The following is a 21,712-nucleotide window of genomic DNA, read 5'->3' as shown; positions in this document are numbered from 1 at the left end:
AATTTGATTTAAAAATGACTGAAACAATAAATACAATAGCTTTTACACCTGAGCGTTTGGCAAAAGCCAAAGAAATGATTGCCCGTTATCCTGAAGGGAAACAAAAATCGGCAATTATGCCCATCATGCACTTAGCCCAAGAGCAATTCGCTTGGATGAGTCAAGAAGTAATGGATTATGTGGCTGAATTACTAGATATTACACCAATTGAGGTATATGAAGTAGCAACTTTTTATACCATGTTTCATCTTGAACCAGTTGGCAAACATGTCATAGAATATTGTCGGACAGGCCCTTGTGTATTAATGGGTGGCGAAGAGGTTTATGCTCATTTGCAACAAAAATTAGGCATAAAAAAAGGTCAAACAACTACTGACGGACTTTTTACACTGAAGGAAGTAGAGTGTTTAGCAGCTTGTGGTTGGGGACCATGTTTCCAAATTCGTGAAAAGTATTATATGCACCTCAATAATCAGAAAGTCGATGAAATAATTGATGACTTGTCTAAGTAAAAATATATGTCAACAAAAATATTAACCGAACACATCAACACACCAGGAATCGAAACTTTTGAGGTTTATCGAAAAAAAGGTGGTTATACAGCAGTCGAAAAAGCCATCAAAAAGATGACTCCAGATGAAGTTGTGGAAGAAGTAAAAAAATCTGGTGTACGTGGCCGTGGTGGGGCAGGTTTCCCGATGGGTATGAAATGGTCATTCTTGGCAAAACCAGAAGGCATTCCTCGCTATTTGGTTTGTAATGCTGACGAATCAGAACCTGGTACTTTCAAAGACCATTATTTGATGAAAAATCTTCCTCACTTGTTGATTGAAGGAATGATTATCTCAAGTTTTGCATTAGGTGCAAACAAATCATTTATATATGTTCGTGGCGAATTGATGTATGTCATTCGTATTCTCGAAAAAGCTATTGAAGAAGCAAAAGCGGCAGGCTTTCTTGGAAAAAATATTCTTGGAAGTGGCTATGACCTCGAATTAGTTGTTCATCCTGGTGGAGGTGCATATATTTGTGGAGAAGAAACTGCTCTTTTGGAGTCACTTGAAGGAAAACGAGGTAATCCAAGAAATAAACCACCTTTCCCAGCGGTAAAAGGACTTTATCAATCTCCAACGGTTGTTAATAATGTAGAATCAATAGCTACCGTATCTTGGATTATCAATAATGGTGGCGAGGCTTATGCCGCAGTTGGGATTGGTAAAAGCACAGGTACAAAACTGATTTCTGCTTCGGGACATATCAAAAATCCAGGCGTTTATGAAATCAATTTAGGCTTGTCTTGTGATGAGTTTTTGAATTCTGATGAATATTGTGGAGGGGTACGAGCAGGACATCAATTGAAAGCTGTGGTAGCAGGAGGGTCTTCGGTTCCAATTGTGCCAGGAGCTTTATTCTTGAAAAATATCAAAGGTGAAGATAGATTGATGTCTTATGAATCGCTTTCTGATGGAGGGTTCGTAAGTGGCACAATGCTTGGTTCAGGAGGTTTCATTGTTTTTGATGAAACCGCTTGTATTGTACGTAATACTTGGAATTTTTCTCGTTTTTACGAACACGAATCTTGTGGACAATGCTCGCCTTGCCGAGAAGGTACTGGTTGGATGCAAAAAGTATTGAATCGCATCGAGCATGGCAAAGGAAATATGAGTGATATTGATCTATTGGTTGATGTTTCTAAGAAAATAGAAGGTAATACAATCTGCCCATTAGGAGACGCTGCAGCTTGGCCAGTTGCCAGTGCAATTCGTCATTTCCGTGATGAGTTTGAATGGCACATCAAGCATCCTGTTGAAGCAACCAAGCCTGGTGCTGTTTACATGGGTGGTGTTTTAGTATAATTTGCCAGAGAAAACATAAAAATATAAGAACTGAGATTATTTATCAGAAAAACTGATGGAAGATATAAAACCAACATTGTTTAAAGTAACAGTTGATGGCGTAGAGGTGGAAGTTGCACCTGGCACAACCATCATGCAAGCGGCTCGAAAAATTGGTCCTGAAGTAGCACCCCCAGCCATGTGCTATTACGAACCATTGAAAGGAACAGGCGGTAAGTGCCGTGCTTGTTTGGTAAGAGTAGCTGCTGGTTCGGCAAAAGACCCTCGTCCAATGCCTAAATTAGTAGCTTCTTGTATTACACCTGTACAAGATGGCATGATTGTCGAAAACTTTTCAAGCCCTCAAGTAGTGGAGGCTCGTAAGGCGGTTGTTGAATTTTTGTTATTAAATCACCCCCTTGATTGTCCTGTATGCGATCAAGCAGGAGAATGTCATTTACAAGATTTTTCTTATGAAAATGGCGTTGGAACCACTCGTTATCAAGAAGAAAGACGTACTTTTGAGAAAGAAGATATTGGACCTTATATCCAACTTCACATGACACGCTGTGTGTTGTGTTATCGTTGTGTTTATACTGCTGATCAAATTACAGATAAACGTGTTCATGGTGTAATGGGTAGAGGTGACCATGCTGAAATCTCAACATATATCGGAAAAGCTATCGATAATGATTTTTCAGGAAACGTTATTGATGTATGTCCAGTTGGAGCATTGACCGATAAAACATATCGTTTTAAAAATCGTGTTTGGTTCTCAAAACCAGTTGATGCTCATTGTGATTGTGAAAAATGTAGTGGAAATGTACAACTTTGGTACAGAGGCGACGAGGTTATTCGTGTAACGGCACGTAAAAACGAATGGGGTGAGGTGAAAGAGTTTATCTGTAATACTTGTCGCTTTGAAAAGAAGAAAACGAGTGATTGGGTAATTGAAGGGCCTACAAAGGTAAATCGAGCTTCAGTAATTTCTGCCAATAAATATGGTAGCAATTTGATCAAAAAGCCTGATTTTGCTTTAAAATTAGCAGAATCACAATTTAAAAAGATTGAGGATAGCCGCTCATTTAACACTGATATGTCTGAAATTAAAAAATCAGAAGATTATCAAGCTTTAATGGAGCAAAATAAAAGCTATTTTCAAAAATAGTTAATTGTCATTAGACAATGTTTAGAAGTTATTTTGTAGAGAAAAAAGATTAAGTAATTCGGTGTACAGATACGAAATATAAACTCGTAATTCTTAAATCGTAAATCGTAAATACAATTTATGGGTTCTTTTATACAATGGTTAACCGAGAGTATGTACCTTTGGAAAACCTTAATTATTATAGTCATTTTTGCAGTAACATTAGGTATTGCAGCTTATTCAACATGGGCAGAGCGAAAAGTTGCTGCTTATATCCAAGACCGTGAAGGGCCAAACCGTGCGGGTTGGGGTGGTTTATTACAACCACTTGCCGATGCAGGTAAAATGTTTTTTAAAGAAGATTTTATTCCAGCACAAGCTGATAAATGGCTATTTATTTTAGGGCCTTGTCTTTCAATGTTTACAGCTTTGATGTCGAGTGCTGTTATCCCATTTGGTGATACTTTTATCGTGGATGGAAAAGCCTTGATGGTACAAGGAATTGAAATTAATATTGGAATTCTATATGTTTTTGGTGTTGTTTCATTGGGTGTGTATGGTGTAATGATTGGTGGTTGGGCATCAAACAACAAATTTTCATTGTTAGGAGCTATTCGTGCTGCGTCGCAAAATATTAGTTATGAATTGGCAATGGGGATGTCGATTATTGCTATTTTGATGATGTCAGGAACGCTATCTCTACGTGGAATAACAGAACAACAGCATGGGGGAAATTGGAATTTCTTCTACCAACCATTGGGTTGTTTAATTTTTATCGTTTGTGCATTTGCAGAATGTAATCGTACACCTTTTGACTTACCCGAATGTGAAACTGAATTAGTTGGAGGATACCACACTGAATATAGTTCGATGAAATTAGGTTTTTATCTTTTTGCCGAGTACATCAATATGTTTGCTTCATCAGCGGTAACTGCGTGCTTATTTTTTGGTGGATATAATTATCCTGGAATGGATTGGGTACAGACACAATTGATCGGAGTTTTTGGAAACAATGCGGGTCATAATGTTGCTACTTTGTTAGGTATTGGAGCAATGTTTACAAAAATTTTGTTTGGTATATTCTTCTTTATGTGGGTACGCTGGACAGTTCCAAGATTCCGTTATGACCAATTAATGAACCTTGGATGGAAAGGTTTAATACCTTTGGCAGTTGGAAATTTAATTGTTACGGCTGTTGCAATGTTATCTGGATATAAATTAATTGGAATTTGGGTAGGTTTAGCTATAATGCTTGCCATTATCTCAATCTTTTGGGCATTGCGTCCGAAAAAACAAAATGCTGTTTTGGGAGCTTAAATCAATTATGAAGGGTTTATACCCGTGCGAATAGAAATTATGAATTATGAGTGCAGAATTAGTGGATTAAAAATAACAGTTCAATTATTAAAGTCTAAATTTTTGAATAACTGGTATAAATTAATTTACGCATTCGCTCATTTACTCAATCACTCATTAGATTATGCAATTAACAAATAGAGCAAAAAAAACTGATAAATCTGAAATGAGCTTATTTGAAAGAAGTTATCTTCCTTCATTAGCTACGGGTTTGGGTATTACTATTAGGCACTTCTTCATGAAAAAGCCTACAATTCAGTATCCTGAGCAAAAACGTTATCTCGGCCCTGTTTTTCGTGGACATCATATTTTGAAACGTGATGAAGATGGACGTGAGCGTTGTACAGCTTGCGGGCTTTGTGCAGTAGCGTGTCCAGCAGAAGCAATTTCGATGGTGGCACAAGAGCGTGTAAAGGGAGAAGAACACCTTTATCGTGAAGAAAAATATGCTGCTGTTTATGAAATTAATATGCTTCGTTGTATTTTTTGCGGTCTTTGTGAGGAAGCCTGTCCGAAGCAAGCTGTTTATTTGCGACATGATAAATTTGTGCCAGTATTTACAGATCGTGCTGATGTAATTTATGGCAAAGATCAATTGGTCGAAGACATGAATCACCGCTATCATCGTGATGCTTGGACAAGAGAAGATGAAATGAAACTTTGGAAATAAGAAGGTGTTTAATTTTCAAGAACACATTCTAATAAAATAAAAAATATGGAGATTTTTAAAAATATACTACAGTTGCCGCCAATCTGGTACAGTTTTGCGATTCTTTCAGTGCTGACGCTTTTTGGAGCTCTAGGCACAATTATGTCGAAAAATCCAGTGCATAGTGTCATTTATTTGATTGTTACCTTCTTTTCGATTTCTGCTCATTACATCTTATTAAATGCTCAATTCTTGGCTGCAGTTAATATTATAGTTTATGCAGGTGCTATCATGGTACTTTTCTTATTTGTTATCATGTTTTTAAATATGAGAGAAGAAGCCGACGAAATGAAAAATAATAAAATAATTGGTGCGGCAATTACAACTGCTGTGCTAATGGGGGGGATTTTAGTTATTTTCTTGAGAAGATCAGAGCGAGAACCATTAAACACTCTAACTTTCAATTCACAAACAGGGATGGTTGAAGTTTTAGGTAAATCGCTGTATGGAGAATACTTATTGCCATTTGAATTAGTATCAGTGTTATTTTTAGTGGCAATGGCAGGTGCTGTGATGCTTGCTAAACGTGAGCCAGGTGAGAGACATTTCTAATGATCAAGTCATAAAAAGCAAAAGCCTTCGAGATTTCGAAGGCTTTTGCTTTTTATGAACTACCTACAATGAGTGCTCAATTAATCTCTTTGATTGATTGCCTTTTGTATTTGAATATTTACTAATAAATTCTTCAAATGTGGCGTTTTTCTTTAAGATATATCTATAAAACCAAATAATGGTTGCTGTTGGAATAATATCTGTAAAAGGAATAATTTCTTCTAAAAAACCAGCAATAGCTCCAAATGTAGTGCGATGGACGGCATAAATTAAGATTGAAATAATTGGGGCAATTATTAGATCCGCAACTTCACCGAGAGCAGGCACAATGAAAGTCGCCATTCCAATTGCATCAATTATAATGCTTGCTAATAAATCAAAGTTCTTTTTTTCTTTGAATTTTTTTAATAGTCTTTCTTTTTGATTTTCCACTTTGATAGATAGTATAAAGATTTTTTTACTCAATGATTGTAAACGAAAATATCAGTAAAATCTTATCTATACCAAAAAAAGAAAAAATTGATGAATGAAAAATTCAGCAAGAATATAGAATAGATGCAAATGCTCGCTTCTCAAATTCAGTGCCAAAATTAAAAACAATGAAAAATATTGTTAAAAAGTTATTTTTAGGTACTAAATTAAATAGAAATTAAGTCATACCATTTAATTTACATTTGGCATGATTTTGGATTTACTTGCTGTATCCGTGAAATATGCACACATAAAAATATCAAAATACAAATATGCGATAGCTCGCAACCCTGTATTACCCATATTCAAAAAGGTTCACTCAATAGATTTAAAGTCATCTGGTATTATCGGGTGACTTTTTTATTTAAATTACAGTACTTCATTATATTTTCTTCCGTTATTGCTTATAAATTATCTGCCTTAGTTATTCATTTTGATATTTCTTTATCTTGAAATGGTGATATTTAACGAAAAATCACTTAATTTACGAGCATAAATTTTCATAATATTCTGCTATGACTACTATTAGTGCCAATATTGTAAATGTTTTTGATAGTACAGTTGAGTATGGTGTGCTTACTATTGAAAATGGAAGAATCCAGCAAATAAGCTATCAAGGAGATGAAAAGAAAGGTGAAAAATACATTTTACCTGGATTGGTAGATTCTCATGTTCATATCGAAAGCTCGATGCTTACTCCTACACAATTTGCACGTTTGGCAGTAGTTCATGGAACAGTCGGCACCGTTTCTGACCCACACGAAATCGCTAATGTTTTAGGAGTAAAAGGCGTTGAATATATGATCAACGATGGCCGAAGAGTGCCATTCAAATTTTGTTTTGGAGCTCCATCATGTGTGCCAGCAACAACTTTTGAAACCGCAGGAGCTGAAATTACAAGTCAAGATATTGTACACCTTTTTGGCTATAAAGAGGTTGGGTATTTAGCCGAAATGATGAACTTTCCAGGTGTTTTGCATAATGACCCAATGGTCATGCAAAAAATAGAGTTAGCAAAAGCGTTTAATAAACCAATAGATGGCCATGCCCCAGGTCTAAAAGGTGCATCAGCAAAAAAATATATTGACGCAGGAATTGAAACAGACCACGAATGTTTTACAAAGAGTGAAGCATTGGAAAAGTTAAAATTGGGTATGAAAATCTTGATTCGAGAAGGAAGTGCCGCAAAGAACTTTGAAGAGTTAATTCCTCTCGCTGATCAGTATTTTGCAAATATGATGTTTTGTTCTGATGATAAGCACCCTGATAATTTGGTAGAAGGTCATATCAATCAATTGGTAAAACGAGCAATTGCCAAAGGAATTGATAAGTTTAAGGTATTAAGAATGGCCACAATCAATCCGGTTTTACACTATAGAATGAGTGTTGGCTTGCTACGTGAAGGAGACTGGGCTGATTTTATCTTAGTAGATAATTTAGACGATTTTAATGTTTTAGAAACCTACATTAATGGCAATAAAGTAGCAGAAAATGGTGTTTCATTAATTGAAAATTTAGCAAGTGAAATTATTAATAATTTTGATTGTGAACCCATTTCTCCAGCACAAATTCAAATCAATGCACCATCAGATTCTAAGAGACTTAGGGTAATACAAGTCATTGATGGTCAACTAATTACCAAAGAAATTTTTGTAGAACCAAAGATTGAAAATGGGTTGGTTATATCAAATTTAGCAAATGATGTCTTGAAAATTGTTGTTCTAAACCGCTATAGAACTGCTCCTCCAGCCATTGCATTTATCAATAATTATGGATTGAAAGAAGGAGCAATTGCTTCATCGGTTGGGCATGATTCACATAATATTATTGCGGTGGGTGTTGATGATGCTGCAATATGTGAGGCAATAAATTTAATTATCAGAGAAAAAGGAGGCGTTTCTGCTGTAAGTAATACAAAAAGAGGTGTTTTGGGCTTACCAGTGGCGGGCTTAATGAGTAATGAAGATGGTTATAAAATTGCAGAAAGTTATACAATGATCGACCGTTTTGTAAAAGAACAACTTAGTAGTACGCTTTTATCACCTTTTATGAGTTTATCTTTTATGGCATTATTGGTTATACCAGCTCTAAAATTGAGTGATTTGGGACTCTTTGATGGCGAAAAATTTGAATTTGTTGATTTATTTGAAAATTAGGTCTGAATAGTTTTACCATTCAGACCTAATTAACTATTAATCAAATTTTACAGTCTTAAATTTGATAATCTTATCCGTAGGTTTATCTCTTTTAACTGCAACGAAGTATAAATCTTGAAAAACGGCTTCGGGTTTTTCTAATTCACAAGTTACCCATTTCATCGTATCCCAATTTCCTGTTGCTTCAAATTTTACTTTGCCAATTATTGGCCCAGCTACCGAATTTTTTCTGATTTCTATTTCGCCATTTTTATCTTGCGAAGCATATTCAAAACTAATAGTTTTTATACCCGTTAAGTCAATATTTCTATATAAAAGATAGGCTTTTGAATCGCCTTGACGTAATTGTCCCCACTCAAATATAAAGCCTGGGTGCAAATCTGCATCCATCGCCCTTAGACTATTGTATTTCAATCGAAGCATATCTGAATTGGTTTGAGCAGCAGCATCAGGCGTTTTATTATCGGTATATTGTGATTTAATAGTATAAAATCCTTTAGGATTATCAGTTTTATGTTCAGTTAATGCCAAAGAACCTTTTTGTGGAATTGTTTTGAATAACTTTTTTGGGTCACTGAGCGATAATATATATTTTACCATTTCGTTGACATCCTGTTTGGCCAATTGTGGGTGAGCAGCCATCACATGAACCGTTCCCCAATTGCCACCACCACCTTCAATAATTTTGGTAGTTAATAATTGCAATGAACCTTCACGACCAGCATATTTTTTAGAAACATCAATAAAAGATGGGCCAACAGCTTTTTTATCAATTGTATGGCATGCTTTACAGTCACTTGCCTCCATCAATGTTTTTCCTATCGAACCTGACTCAACTGTCGAAATAGCTTTTGTTCCACCAGCAGGTTCGGCATCAGGACTATAAGGCTGTGGATTATAATTATATACAGTTTTTAACTTTTTAGAGTTAATGATTTTATCTTCTGCATCTTTTATATCAATTTCATAGTCGAATGTTTGATTTTCCCAATAAAAAGATTTGTTCTTACTTGACTTTATTATAATCATAGGTTTTTCATTACCAACAATAGCCAATAAAGTATCAATTGTCGAACTACCTTTTTTATCAGTTACTTTGAATAAGAGTTTATATTTACCAGATTTTGTAAATGTGTAGTCAGCACTTGGTTTATCAGAAATTATTTCGCCATTCAGTAACCATTGATAGCTTAATTGATCATCAAAATCAGGGTCAGAGCCTCGTCCTGTTACTTTTACAGTCAGCGGTGCTTTGCCAACAATCTCTTTGGGTTTAGGGAAATTTTTATTTTCTGAAGTGATAAAAGATTGTGCATTGACCTTTTCTATCAATTTTGAATCAGCAAAGTAGGCATCGGCTTTTGGCGATCTATTTTCACCATTATATTCGATTTTTACCAATCTCGCATCAATATTATCTGCTCCATAGACTGAGCCATATTCTAAAACATACATTACACCATCACTTCCAAAAGTCAAATCAATAGGGCGTCTGAAATCGCCGTTGGTTGGCATAAATTTTTCGCTACGTATATAATTTTCATTTTCATCCAAACGCAAGGCAAGCATCCAATTTCGCATCCAATCAAAAACAAATAATGCTCCATCATAATATTCAGGGATTTGTTTTTTTGAAGTGGCATTTTTATTAAATGTATAAAACTCACCTGCCATGGCACTACGACCACCTAAACCCAACTCAGGAAATTCAGGAGAAAGTGCATAAGGATACCAAATCATCGGAGCAACAGCTGGTGGAAGTTCGGTCAATCCAGTATTGTTTGGTGAATTATTAATAGGTTTTTTGGGGTCATATTTTGGCCCAGCTTTGCCATTTTCAAAATCCCACTCCGTATAAGCATAATTATTACCCACAAAATAAGGCCAGCCATAATATCCTGGCTTTTTAGCTTGATTAAATTCATCATAACCTCTTGGTCCTCGTTCTTTATCTTCACCAGCATCAGGGCCTATCTCACCCCAATAAACTGTCGAAGTTTTTGGATTTATAGCAATTCTATATGGATTTCTACATCCCATTGCAAATATTTCAGGCTTGGTTCGTTCCATACCTTTCGGAAACATATTTCCTTCGGGGATTGTGTAAGAACCATCTTTCTCTGGGTGTATTTTTAGAATTTTTCCTTTAAAATCATTGGTATTTGCCGCTGACCTTTGGGCATCCATGGGATAGTATTTTTCATCTTTTCTTTCATCAAGTGGAGCATAACCATCTGATGGAAAGGGAGTTGTACCATCACCAGTTGATAAAAACAAATTTCCCTTTTTATCAAAAGCCAACGAACCGCCATGATGAGCTCCACTATTGATTTGAACTGGAACTTGTAATAAAATTTTTTCCGAACTTAAATCAAGTGTATTGTTGGGATTGAGTTTGAATCTAGATAAATTAAACAAAATAGGCTCCCCTTCGATTGGGGGAGAATAATATAGGTAAATCCATTGATTTTGCTCAAAATTTGGGTCAAGAGTAATTCCAATAAGTCCAGTGCCACCTTTCATTACCAAAGGGAAACGATGAATAAGTTTATGCTCATTTGTTTTTGTATTAAAAACTGAAAGATTTCCAGCCAATTCTGTGAAAAATATTCTACCATCTTTGGCAATTGCCAATTCCATTGGGTTATTAAGGTCGTTTACCAAAACTGTTTTCTCAAAACGATTTTCTTCGGGAACAGCTTTTGCGTATGATTTTGAGTAATTCAGTGGTTTACCGTCGCCCAAAGCATACCTTATTCCTCCCAATAGATGTTGAAGATAAAGAGGTTCTGAATAACTTTCATCAGTATGTCCATTTGCTGTGTAGAAGGCTCTGCCGCCATCATATTCATGGTACCAAGTAATAGGGTGATTGCCTCCATTAGTTCCACCTTCATAAGTATTTTCATCTAAATAAGCTAAGGGTTTGATACCGTGATAGAGATATTTGAAATTATACCATTCATCAGTTCTTTCCCATGTTTTAGGTAGATGTGCCGAGGCAATATGTTGATTATCAACCACTTCGACGGTTGCTTTTCTCACGTTAGAATTATTAGGATGGCTACCAAAATAGGCTCCAACCAATTCGCCATACCAAGGCCAAGCATATTCGGTGTCGGTGGCCGAGTGAATTCCTACAAAGCCACCACCTGCTTGAATATATCTCTCAAATGCGGCTTGCTGTTCATTATTCAATATATCTCCAGTTGTATTATTGAAGATAACGGTTTGATAATTTTGTAAATATAGGTCAGTAAATAAAGTTGAGTTTGTAGTGGTATCAACACCAAAATTATTTTCTTGACCTAATTTTTGAATGGCTTTGATACCAAAAGGAATACTGCTATGATGCCAACCTTTTGTTTTTGAAAAAACCAAAACTTTGGGAGTTTGAGCAAAAAGTGTTGATTGAGTAGCTAAAAATAGAAATATTGCAAGAAATAGCCTTCTTGGTGGCAAGAATTGCAGATTCATGGGTGAGTTTTGTTATATTGGTTGAATAAATGAAGTGTAAATATACAAAACAAAAACCCTTATTTTTTAAGAAAAATAAGGGTTTTTATCAATAAAAAAAGAAGGCCTAAAATGGTAGTTTTCCTAAATCTACATTTCCGCCAGTGAGGATAATTCCTACTTTTTTACCAGCAAATCTTTCTTTTTGTTTCAAAAGAGCGGCAAAAGGTACTGCACAAGAAGGTTCAATAACAATTTTTAATCTTTCCCAAATCAAACGCATAGCAGCAATAATTTCTTCATCACTTACAGTAATGATGTCTTTGACATACATTCTGATAATTTCTAAAGTTTTGTCCCCCAAGCTTGTCATCAGTCCATCGGCAATAGTCTTTATATAAGGGGCTTTTTCGATTTTACCACTTTTAAAGGAAAGAATCGCATCAGCAGCTCCTTCGGGTTCACCAGCGATTATTGCTGCATTTGGTAACAAATAATGCGTTGCTAAAGCAGTACCACTCAATAAGCCACCACCACCAACTGGAGCCATAACTACTTGCAAATCAGGTATTTCTGCAATTAATTCAACAGTTGCAGTAGCTTGACCTGCAATGACATCATAATTATTGAATGGGTGAATAAACGTTGCTCCAGTTCTGTCAATTACCTGTTGGACAGTCGTTTCACGAGCCTCCAAAGTTGGTTCACACTCAATAATTTCACCTCCCAAAGCTAAAACACCTTTTTTCTTGATTTGTGGGGCATTATTTGGCATGACGATATAAGCTTTTGTACCAACAGTCTTTGCTGCTAAAGCAATCGCCTGAGCATGATTACCAGAAGAATGAGTGGTAATCCCTTTCTGTTGTTCTTTTTTTGATAATGACAAGACGGCATTCATCCCCCCACGAGCTTTAAATGCTCCAATTTTTTGAAAATTTTCGCATTTAAAATAAATTTCACAACCTGCCAATTCATTGATACTCTGGGAACTTAGCACTGGCGTTTGATGAATAAAAGGTTTTATTCGTTCATGAACCGCTTGTATATCTTGAAGACTCGGAATATGATTCATTGATTTTGTGGTACATTTTTCAAAATTGTACAAAAATTATCGGATGTAAAAAATATAATCGGTTGTGGGCAAACTATCAACTTGATTTTTTAAAAGTAAAACCACCTGCCCACGATGATAAGAGGCATGTAAAGCAAGGTGAGTTAGAATCTGATTGATAGTATTGGTAAAAGGCTCTCCTTGTGAATTTTGATAATTTATTAATTGGTTAATGTCTTGATTATCAAGTAATTTGTTAAGATCTGAATAATTTATTTCTAATAATTCAAGCATGATTTTAGTATCAAAAACTTCCCATACTTTTAGCTCAGTTTTATTGCCCATTATACGATCAAGCCAAATTCGTTGTGCAGCAATTGTATGAGAAAAAATCTCAATTGCTCGTTGTGGTGGCTCTTTCGTAAGAATTAAAGTTTCTAAAACTTTCAAATTTGCCCAATGTTCGTGTTCAAAAAGTTGTTTAAAATACGCTTTCATTACAGCTAAATTATTGCTTATCAGTATTTAATTGGAGAAATTTACCAAGCTCCATTTTCTAATCTCTATACCTAATTCCTAACCCTAATTCCTATTTCCCCACTCACCTTCTCAATTTTTCTACTTCAGCCAAAACCTCAGCAATACCCTTTAATGGAATTTTTACCCATGATGGACGATAATTTACTTCGTAACCAATTTCATAAACAGCTTTTTCGAGTAAGTGGAAAAGTAGTAAATAATTGATTTCGTTTGTATCTTTGAAAAGTGGGTGAGGAGTACCAAAAACGGCCAGATATTCTTCTAAATAAGTATCTTTGATGAGTTTATACCATCGGTCGGCTGCACGTTGCAATACGAAAGGGTCAATATCACTTGTTTCTGCCGAATTGAAAAGTTTTGCCGAAACTGCATAGTGATAAGAACGAATCATTCCTGCCACATCTTTCAATGGAGAATGTTTTATTTTGCGTTGTGTAATCGTACTTTCAGGTTCTCCTTCAAAATCAATGATTACTAAATCGTCCTCTGTTGCCAAAACTTGCCCCAAATGGTAATCTCCATGAATTCGTGTTCTGAAAGAAAATAATGGCCGAGTTAGTACTTGGTCAATAAAATCAAGTATTAAATCTTTGGCTTCCATGAAACGCCACGCCAAAGCCTGAGCTTGTTCATCAAGATTTAAGTAATTATCTGTAAGTAAATTATACCTTTTTTCGAGCAATATTTCAAATTTCTCATGTAAATATCGCCTATATTGACGGTCGAAAGGTTCGGCATTGAATGCTTCTGCTCCACGTAAAGCAAAAAGTGCTTTGTGCATTTCGGCAGTTCGAACCGCCAGTTGTGCCACTTTATCAAAAACTGACTCCTTTATTTGAAAATTTCCATCGACAAATGCCTCTAAAAAATCATTGAGGTAATCACCCGTCATGCTCCAATCATCTTTTAAACTTTCGATAACTTCAACCATCACGCCAAAAGTTATTTCTGGTTCGTCGGTGCGTTTCCATGTAATGCTTCCAGCAAAGCGAGGTATATTTTTAAAATCTGAATTTTGAGTAATAAACTCTACCATTTCAGCTTCGGGATTGGTCTCAGCAAAGATTTTACGATAAAGTTTGAGAAAATATTTGCCGCCAAAAATCATGGCAGAGTTGGAAGAATCGACATTTGGCAAAAAAGAATCAATTACCGCTGATTCAGCAATCAGTGCTTTGCCTTTTGCAAATACCAATTTATTTCCATTGACTTGCTTGACCTCATTTTGATTATAAATGCCTGAAAATAAGGCATTTCTGAAGTTTTTGTCATAGATAGCATCTACTAAAAAGCCATTTTTATCGTCCATGCTGGCTTTGCTCAAAATTCCTTTCTCTGGAATTTCTTGGGTACCATCAGCAATAAATGAGAGCGGTAAAAGATAAAACTCACTATCTCCTTCTTCGTATTTGGCTTCAAATATCATGAAAATAAATTCGCCCAAATGCACCGCATTTCGCACTTTCAATTGCTTAATTTGGCGAGCTTTTCCTGCAAACCATCGGCATTGAGCAATATAAGGGGGCAAAATATTATCTTCTAAAACTGTATGAACATACTTGTCTTTTTCAAAGCCATTCCATTCAATGGCTAATACAAACTCGGTCATTGTATTTTCGTTTATAAATTAGGTTGTCGAAAATTAGGAAGGTCTAACTGATTATGCAAACATTTGAGTTAAATGTTTTCAGAAGAATAAAAAAAGCCTTGACATCATGTAAAAATGTCAAGGCTTTTCGGAAAAATAGGATATGTTTTAAACTAAAGTTCCTTCAAAAACCCTTACAGCTGGGCCAATCAAATGAATATTTTGAAAATTTTCATCGAAAGAAACTTGTAAATTTCCTCCTTTAGTAATCACTTTTATTGGACTCTTCATTCCTAATCGAAGATTGGCTGATAGGGCAGAGGCAGTTACGCCTGTTCCGCATGAGTAAGTTTCATCTTCTACACCACGCTCATACGTACGAACATAAATTGTTTCTTCGTCAATCACTTCAACGAAATTTACGTTTGTACCTCCACGTTTGACCCATTCTTCAGAATATCTAATTTTCTTTCCTGCTGAATAAACATCAAATGACTCAATATCAGATACATACGCCACATAATGAGGCGAACCTGTATTCATAAAATCATATTCATCATGGCGTCCTAAACTATGTACTTCTCCCATTTTTAGAGAAATAACTTCTGTGTTTGCTTGAGCAGTATGCTCTCCATCAACAGCAATAAATTTTGTTTCATTTTTGAAAATTCCTAAATCTTCAGCAAAACGAACCGTGCAGCGACCACCATTTCCACACATACTTCCCTCACGACCGTCAGCATTGAAATATACCATTCTGAAGTCGTAATTGGGGTCATTTTGTAGCAATATTAATCCATCTGCTCCAATCCCAAAACGTCGGTGGCATAAATGCTCAATATATTTTTGACCTACTGGAAAGGTTTCATTACGATTATCAATCATCACGAAATCATTTCCAGTGCCTTGATATTTATAGAATTTATAACTCATTTTCTTTTTTATTAACAACTTTAATAGATAACATATTTTGTTTCGGAGAGTTCCGTTGCTGCTGAGTTTAGCATTGGCATATATAAAAAAAGCCGCTCCAATGGGGCGGCCTTTTCCTACACAAAATTATGAAAAAGCTATTACTTTTATCTTTAGACAATTTTGAATTAAAAAAGTTCTAAAAATTCCTAACTTTTTTTTCAAAACGCTTTTTATTTCTTCTTTAATTCTTTGATACGGGCAGCTTTACCTTGTTTGCCTCGTAGATAGAATAATCTTGCACGGCGTACTTTACCGTAACGTACTACTTCAATTTTATCAACACTTGGTGATAAGATTGGGAAAATACGCTCAACACCAATACCATTAGAAATCTTACGAACAGTGAAAGTTTCACCATTGGTGCCAGTATTACGGCGTTGAATTACTGTACCAGTGTAAACCTGAATACGTTCTTTATTACCTTCTGAAATCTTTACGTGAACGTTTACGGTATCACCTGCTTTGAAATCGGGTTGTGTTTGTCGTTTTCCGGCAAATTCAGCCTCGACCAATTTAATCAAATCCATTGTTTTGTTATTTACTTGATTATCAAATGTTTAATCGTTTAGTGAAGCGGCTGAACTGTACAAATCCAGCATTCTCCTAATCGGACTGCAAAGATAATAATTCTTATTTGTAAATCCCAAACAACGAATAAAATTTTACTTTGTTGTATTTGTAAGTGCTAATGTATAAAAAAAAATATTACTTGTATAATTTTGATAAAAAAAATTAAGAAAATATTTTTTGCCAACTCAAAGCAGCCAAAATTCCCCCCAAAATCGGAGCAAAAATATACAACCAAAGGGATCGTAAATTACCCGAAATCAAGGCAGGAGCAAGCGAACGAGCAGGATTCATTGAGGCTCCGCAAATTGGCCCAGCAAACATCGCTTCTAATAAAACTGTTGCCCCAATAATGATGCCAGCCAAATTTTGCACTTCTTTTTTACCTTGAGATGTATGAACAATCACCAGCATCAAGAAAAATGTAAGTATCAATTCTAAAATAAATGACTGCATTTCGCTACCAGCAGGTAGAGTTGCTCCAAGATTTTGGTTTGTGGGAAATAATAAATGTAATACCAATGAAGCCAATATCGCACCGATGATTTGACTAACGATATATTTGCTTGCTTCAACAACCTTAATCTTATGAATGAAAGCGAAAGCGATTGTTACGGCTGGGTTGAGATGTGAACCAGAAATACCTCCAAAAGTATAAATCATAGCCATTACAATTAATCCGAAAGTAATGGCTATGCCCACATGTGAAATAGAACCACTGCTTACTTCATTGATGACAATTGCTCCAGTACCACAAAAAACAAGCCCGAATGTACCAATAAGTTCGGCGAGGTATTTTCTCATAAATTTTGTTCTTTGACAAAGTTTTGAACATAAACTTTTATCATGTCTCGTACTCTTGCAAATTCAGCAACGATTTCTTCTTCTGTTCCTTTAAATTTGGGAGGATCTGGAAAATTATGGTGAAACTTGATTGATTTTCCAACCCAAACAGGACAACTTTCATTGGCATTGTCGCAGACAGTTAAAACATAATCAAAATCAATGTTTTCATATTCAGCTACATTGTTTGATGTGTGGTGTGAGATATCGATACCATCTTGTTTCATGGTTTCAATTGCTCTTGGATTGACACCGTGGGTAGTAATACCTGCACTATAAACTTTTACTTTTTTATCGTCGGTAAAATGTTCAAAGTATCCATGTGCGATTTGACTACGACAACTGTTGCCTGTGCATAATACTAAAATATTTTTCATTAATGAATATAAAGAATTGATTATTAGATGTTTATGTTTTAAAAGTATTTGTAGAAATATTTTTTAGCAGCAGCCACCACCAGGCGTACAACAAGCTGTTTGCGTTTGTAAATTTGATAGATTTACCTTTAACTTTTCAGCTGGAATACCGCATTTATCTTGGGCTAAACAATTAGTTTGTTTGCTCAACAACAAAAAATCTTTTCCATTAAAGCCCAACTCATATTTACCAATTGTTTCGGCTTGGTATTCTACTTCGATTTCTAAATCTTCCAAGCCTAAAACCTTTTCAGAAAGTGCAATAATATCAAGTAATTTTTTAGGTTTTAAACGGTGGTCGAAATCATTTGCATCCCACAATTGAAAATTAGCTACTTTTTCGTTGCGAACAGTGCCGCCACAATCAATGAAGTGTTTACTAATCACCCCAACTTCAGTAACGTGGAAATGCTCAGGTACGCTTGTACCATTTTCGAGTTCAAAATTTACACTTTCGGCAGTGCTTAAATGTTGTTTTATTTCTGACAGTTTCATATCTACTGATGTTTTAGTTTGTTTAAGATTTTTGCTTTTAATGACAATTTTAGCAACAATTACTTTTTAAAACTGGTGTTGTTGCAAACAATCCTTGAATTTTACTGAAAGTTTTTTCATCAATGCAATAACAAATGGCGTTTCCTTCGATATTTCCTTTGATTATTCCTGCATTTTTTAACTCTTTTAAATGCTGTGAAATCGTTGGTTGTGCCAAAGGCAATTCATTTACTATGTCATTACAAATGCAAGCATCTACTTTTAATAAATATTCAATGATTGCAACTCTTGCAGGATGGGCAATTGCTTTAGCGAGTGTTGCAATTTCATTTTGATTTTCGGTAAAAAGGTCTGTTTTTGTAATTCCCATTGAATTTAATATTTTTATATTGCAATATTACGATATAGTTTTAAATAAAAAAAGAAAAAATTTACTTTTCTCTTTTGATGAGTATAAACTTAGTTTTACCAACGTTTTTCTTGCCATTCTTTTTGTTGTTCAGGATTTAAGAATGTCCAAGCTATAATTCTGCTCACTTTTTGACCTTGTGCCATTTCGATTGTACGTACTTCAGTAGCTTTTGCTTGGCGAAGTGCATGATAAATACTGGGTAAATGTTCTTTTTTTGCAATTAAACTGGTAAACCAAAAACATTGTTTAGCTATTGTTTTACTCTCCAAAACTATTTTCCGAACAAAAGATTCTTCGCCTCCTTCACACCAAAGCTCAGTATTTTGTCCACCAAAATTCAGCTTGTTTGTATCTTTTAAACCTAAATTCTTATTTTTTCTTTGGGTACCAGCAGTAGCTTCTTCCGAAGATGAATGAAAAGGTGGATTACATATCGAAACATCGAAAATTTCATCGGGAGAGAGTATGCCTTTGAAAATATTGGAAGTCGATGTTTGTAAGCGACAATCAATTTTTCCCGTAAGAACTTTATTGGCAGAAATAATATTTTGAGCCGATTTGATTGCAATAGAGTCAATATCCGACCCTAGAAATTGCCAATCATAAGCCTGAGTACCAATGATTGGGTAAATACAATTTGCTCCAACCCCAATATCAAGTATTTTGACGGTTTTTCCTTTCGGAATTGTTTCATTATTACATGAAGCAAGTAAATCGGCAATATAATGAATATAATCAGCTCTACCTGGAATAGGTGGACAAAGATAGTTTTTGGGAATATCCCATAGATTAATATGATAGAAATGCTTTAAAATAGCTTTATTAAGCATTTTTACAGCCTCTGGATTGACAAAGTCAATGGTTTCGCTATTGTATTGATTAACAGAAACAAAAGGAGATAAGTCTGGGCAAGCAATGATCAATTGCTTAAAATCATAACGGAATCTATGTGGATTGCGAGGATGTAAGCTACTTTTTTCTGAGGTTACAAGATTTTTTATTGTTTTTGACTTATTTTTTGATTGCATGAAAAGTTACTTTTGTTAGCAAAAGTAAACCTATAATTGATAGAATCAAAAAAATAGCACACTCCCTAAGGTAGAGGTGTGCTATGAGTTTAACTAACCCTAAACTATATGAATTTTCAAATCTTTGTCTCAGTATTCCTAAAGAAAAGCAAGTAGGCTGACTTGGTTAGCCAGCCTTTCGGTCTTGCTGCTTTTTTCATGGCTATTAGTTGGGACAAAATTAAGACAATCTACATCCAAGTCAAAGCGTTAAAATACGATAATCACTAGGGGTTTTTACTTGATTTTTAAATTTAATGCGAAGAAATCTAACCAATTTTTGGGCAATAGTCATATATTCGTATATTCACAACAAAATAAATGGAAGCAACAAACAAAAATTAATCAATGAATATTCAAGGCAAAGCTAAAGAGCAAATGACGTATGATGCCATTGTGGTAGGTTCTGGAATTTCGGGAGGATGGTCGGCAAAAGAATTAGCTGAAAAAGGTTTAAAGGTATTGATGCTCGAAAGAGGGCGAATGATTGAACATGTAAAAGATTACCATACAGCCATGAAAGCTCCGTGGGAATTTGAACATCGAAATCTTCAATTATCAAAGAAAGAACTTGAAAAATATCCCATACAAAACCGCACTGGCTTTGCTATTACAGAGGCAACAGCCCATCATTTTGTGAATGATTTAGAAAATCCTTATATCGAAGAAAAGCCTTTTGATTGGATTCGTGGCTATCATGTTGGCGGTCGTTCCCTGATGTGGGGAAGATATTCGTTTCGTTTTTCAGATTTAGATTTTGAAGCAAATGCCAAAGAAGGCATTGCTGTAGATTGGCCAATTAGATATAAAGATATTGCTCCGTGGTATGACCATGTAGAACGTTTTGCAGGAATTGCTGGTAATCGTGATGGACTACACCAACTGCCAGATGGGATTTTTCAACCTGCTATGCCTGATAATTGTATTGAAAGCCATTTTAGGCAAACAGTGAATGGAAAATTTGATGATAGAAAAGTGATTTCGGCTCGTGCTGCACATTTGACTGAGCCAACAGAAGAACAATTGGCTTTGGGGCGTGGAAAGTGCCAATACCGTAACCTTTGTATGCGTGGTTGTCCATTTGGAGCCTATTTTAGTAGTCAATCAGCAACGATTCCTGCTGCTCGAAAGACTGGAAATTTAACCATAAGACCACATTCTATTGTCAATGCTATTGTTTATGATGAAAAAACTGGTAAAGCTTCGGGTGTTCGAGTGATTGATGAAAAAACCAATGAATGGCTCGAATTTCATGCAAAAGTGATTTTTTTGAATGCCTCTGCAATGGGTTCGACCTATATTTTGATGAATTCTAAATCAACACGTTTTCCTAATGGAATGGATGATAGTGGTCAGTTGGGACATAATTTGATGGATCATCATTTTCATGTGGGAGCTAATGCTGATTATGACGGAGATTTAGACAAAGTTTATTATGGTCGTCATCCTGCGGGACTTTATATACCACGTTTCAGAAATGTGAATGGAGATAAGCAAGGTTTCAAGCGTGGCTATGGTTTTGAGGTTTATACTTGGCGAGAGGGCTGGGGGAGTGCCGCAGAAATGCAAGGTTTTGGAGCTGATTATAAGGAAAAAAATACCCAATTTGGCAATTGGAAGATGATTTTGGATGCTTTTGGTGAATGTTTGCCATATTATGAAAATAAAGTTTCGCTTACTGATGAAGGGAAAGATAAATGGGGACAGCCCATTTTAAAGTTTGATGCACAGCACCGAGACAACGAAATCGCTATGCGAAAAGATGCCCAAGAACAAGCAGTAGCCATGATGGAAGCATCTGGTTTTAAAAATATAGAAGGTTTTGATGCCAAAGCAACCATTGGCTTGAGCATTCACGAAATGGGAACCGCTCGCATGGGAAATGACCCAAAAACCTCAGTTTTTAATAAATTTAACCAACACCATGTGGTGAAAAATGTCTTTTGTACTGATGGAGCTGCGATGACCTCTTCACCTTGCCAAAATCCATCATTGACATATATGGCTCTTTCGGCTCGGGCTGCCAATTATGCGGTGGAGGAATTGAAGAGGATGAATTTGTAAGCATAAAAA

The 21,712-nt window shown here is 35.5% G+C and carries 20 protein-coding genes; 8 read left to right on the top strand and 12 right to left on the bottom strand.

Annotated elements, in window-relative coordinates:
• The first annotated feature begins 14 nt into the window (after positions 1 to 14).
• The 6 genes from nuoE to ACQUQZ_RS14575 all read left to right on the top strand — a co-directional run bounded on the left by nuoE (position 15) and on the right by ACQUQZ_RS14575 (position 5,599).
• A complete protein-coding gene (gene nuoE / locus ACQUQZ_RS14600) occupies positions 15 to 512 on the top strand; it encodes an NADH-quinone oxidoreductase subunit NuoE (RefSeq protein WP_435355756.1) in 498 nt (165 codons plus the stop codon).
• Between the two features lie 6 nt (positions 513 to 518).
• On the top strand, positions 519 to 1,856 hold the full coding sequence (gene nuoF, locus ACQUQZ_RS14595; RefSeq protein ID WP_435355755.1) for an NADH-quinone oxidoreductase subunit NuoF: 1,338 nt from the start codon (positions 519 to 521) through the stop codon (positions 1,854 to 1,856).
• Between the two features lie 55 nt (positions 1,857 to 1,911).
• The gene (locus tag ACQUQZ_RS14590) at positions 1,912 to 3,003 is read left to right on the top strand and encodes a 2Fe-2S iron-sulfur cluster-binding protein (RefSeq protein WP_435355754.1); all 1,092 of its coding nucleotides are present in this window, start codon (positions 1,912 to 1,914) and stop codon (positions 3,001 to 3,003) included.
• 120 nt (positions 3,004 to 3,123) lie between these two features.
• Positions 3,124 to 4,299 (top strand): NADH-quinone oxidoreductase subunit NuoH, encoded by a 1,176-nt coding sequence (nuoH, locus tag ACQUQZ_RS14585; protein WP_435355753.1) that lies wholly within the window; start codon positions 3,124 to 3,126, stop codon positions 4,297 to 4,299.
• A gap of 163 nt (positions 4,300 to 4,462) precedes the next feature.
• Positions 4,463 to 5,008: a NuoI/complex I 23 kDa subunit family protein gene (locus ACQUQZ_RS14580; RefSeq protein ID WP_435355751.1), complete on the top strand. Its 546-nt coding sequence runs from the start codon at positions 4,463 to 4,465 to the stop codon at positions 5,006 to 5,008.
• A 45-nt stretch (positions 5,009 to 5,053) separates the two neighbouring features.
• Entirely contained in the window at positions 5,054 to 5,599 is a 546-nt protein-coding gene (locus tag ACQUQZ_RS14575; RefSeq protein WP_435355750.1) for an NADH-quinone oxidoreductase subunit J family protein, read from the top strand.
• Positions 5,600 to 5,662: 63 nt separating this feature from the next.
• Here ACQUQZ_RS14575 and ACQUQZ_RS14570 read toward each other — a convergent pair whose 3' ends face one another.
• The gene (locus ACQUQZ_RS14570; RefSeq protein WP_435355749.1) at positions 5,663 to 6,031 is read right to left on the bottom strand and encodes a hypothetical protein; all 369 of its coding nucleotides are present in this window, start codon (positions 6,029 to 6,031) and stop codon (positions 5,663 to 5,665) included.
• Positions 6,032 to 6,585: 554 nt separating this feature from the next.
• Here ACQUQZ_RS14570 and ade point away from each other — a divergent pair.
• Complete coding sequence (gene ade / locus ACQUQZ_RS14565) at positions 6,586 to 8,226, top strand: adenine deaminase (RefSeq protein ID WP_435355748.1); 1,641 nt, start codon at positions 6,586 to 6,588, stop codon at positions 8,224 to 8,226.
• A 36-nt stretch (positions 8,227 to 8,262) separates the two neighbouring features.
• Here the strand turns inward: ade and ACQUQZ_RS14560 are convergent, their stop codons facing one another.
• The 11 genes from ACQUQZ_RS14560 to rlmF all read right to left on the bottom strand — a co-directional run bounded on the left by ACQUQZ_RS14560 (position 8,263) and on the right by rlmF (position 19,600).
• On the bottom strand, positions 8,263 to 11,703 hold the full coding sequence (locus ACQUQZ_RS14560) for a ThuA domain-containing protein (RefSeq protein WP_435355747.1): 3,441 nt from the start codon (positions 11,701 to 11,703) through the stop codon (positions 8,263 to 8,265).
• A gap of 106 nt (positions 11,704 to 11,809) precedes the next feature.
• Complete coding sequence (locus ACQUQZ_RS14555) at positions 11,810 to 12,757, bottom strand: threonine ammonia-lyase (RefSeq protein WP_435355746.1); 948 nt, start codon at positions 12,755 to 12,757, stop codon at positions 11,810 to 11,812.
• Between the two features lie 36 nt (positions 12,758 to 12,793).
• Complete coding sequence (locus ACQUQZ_RS14550; protein WP_435355745.1) at positions 12,794 to 13,234, bottom strand: DinB family protein; 441 nt, start codon at positions 13,232 to 13,234, stop codon at positions 12,794 to 12,796.
• A 103-nt stretch (positions 13,235 to 13,337) separates the two neighbouring features.
• Positions 13,338 to 14,885, bottom strand: coding sequence for a maltokinase N-terminal cap-like domain-containing protein (locus ACQUQZ_RS14545; protein ID WP_435355744.1), 1,548 nt, complete (start codon positions 14,883 to 14,885; stop codon positions 13,338 to 13,340).
• A gap of 147 nt (positions 14,886 to 15,032) precedes the next feature.
• On the bottom strand, positions 15,033 to 15,797 hold the full coding sequence (gene dapF, locus ACQUQZ_RS14540; RefSeq protein WP_435355742.1) for a diaminopimelate epimerase: 765 nt from the start codon (positions 15,795 to 15,797) through the stop codon (positions 15,033 to 15,035).
• A gap of 212 nt (positions 15,798 to 16,009) precedes the next feature.
• On the bottom strand, positions 16,010 to 16,366 hold the full coding sequence (gene rplS / locus ACQUQZ_RS14535; protein WP_435355741.1) for a 50S ribosomal protein L19: 357 nt from the start codon (positions 16,364 to 16,366) through the stop codon (positions 16,010 to 16,012).
• 205 nt (positions 16,367 to 16,571) lie between these two features.
• Positions 16,572 to 17,210: an MIP/aquaporin family protein gene (locus ACQUQZ_RS14530; RefSeq protein WP_435355740.1), complete on the bottom strand. Its 639-nt coding sequence runs from the start codon at positions 17,208 to 17,210 to the stop codon at positions 16,572 to 16,574.
• A complete protein-coding gene (locus ACQUQZ_RS14525; protein ID WP_435355738.1) occupies positions 17,207 to 17,626 on the bottom strand; it encodes an arsenate reductase ArsC in 420 nt (139 codons plus the stop codon). The genes ACQUQZ_RS14530 and ACQUQZ_RS14525 overlap by 4 nt, the downstream gene beginning before the upstream one ends.
• A 63-nt stretch (positions 17,627 to 17,689) precedes the next feature.
• A complete protein-coding gene (locus tag ACQUQZ_RS14520; protein WP_435355737.1) occupies positions 17,690 to 18,160 on the bottom strand; it encodes a DUF6428 family protein in 471 nt (156 codons plus the stop codon).
• Between the two features lie 49 nt (positions 18,161 to 18,209).
• Entirely contained in the window at positions 18,210 to 18,530 is a 321-nt protein-coding gene (locus ACQUQZ_RS14515; RefSeq protein ID WP_435355735.1) for an ArsR/SmtB family transcription factor, read from the bottom strand.
• Positions 18,531 to 18,625: 95 nt separating this feature from the next.
• Positions 18,626 to 19,600 (bottom strand): 23S rRNA (adenine(1618)-N(6))-methyltransferase RlmF, encoded by a 975-nt coding sequence (rlmF, locus tag ACQUQZ_RS14510; RefSeq protein ID WP_435355734.1) that lies wholly within the window; start codon positions 19,598 to 19,600, stop codon positions 18,626 to 18,628.
• Positions 19,601 to 19,987: 387 nt separating this feature from the next.
• On the opposite strand from rlmF, the gene ACQUQZ_RS14505 reads away from it, so the two are divergent.
• On the top strand, positions 19,988 to 21,703 hold the full coding sequence (locus tag ACQUQZ_RS14505; protein WP_435355733.1) for a GMC oxidoreductase: 1,716 nt from the start codon (positions 19,988 to 19,990) through the stop codon (positions 21,701 to 21,703).
• Positions 21,704 to 21,712: the final 9 nt, after the last annotated feature.

Origin of the sequence: Emticicia sp. SJ17W-69 (assembly GCF_051209875.1) — a bacterium.
Lineage (GTDB): Bacteria > Bacteroidota > Bacteroidia > Cytophagales > Spirosomataceae > Emticicia.
Note: the sequence above shows the minus strand (reverse complement) of the source record. Positions and strands in the feature narration are given on the sequence as shown.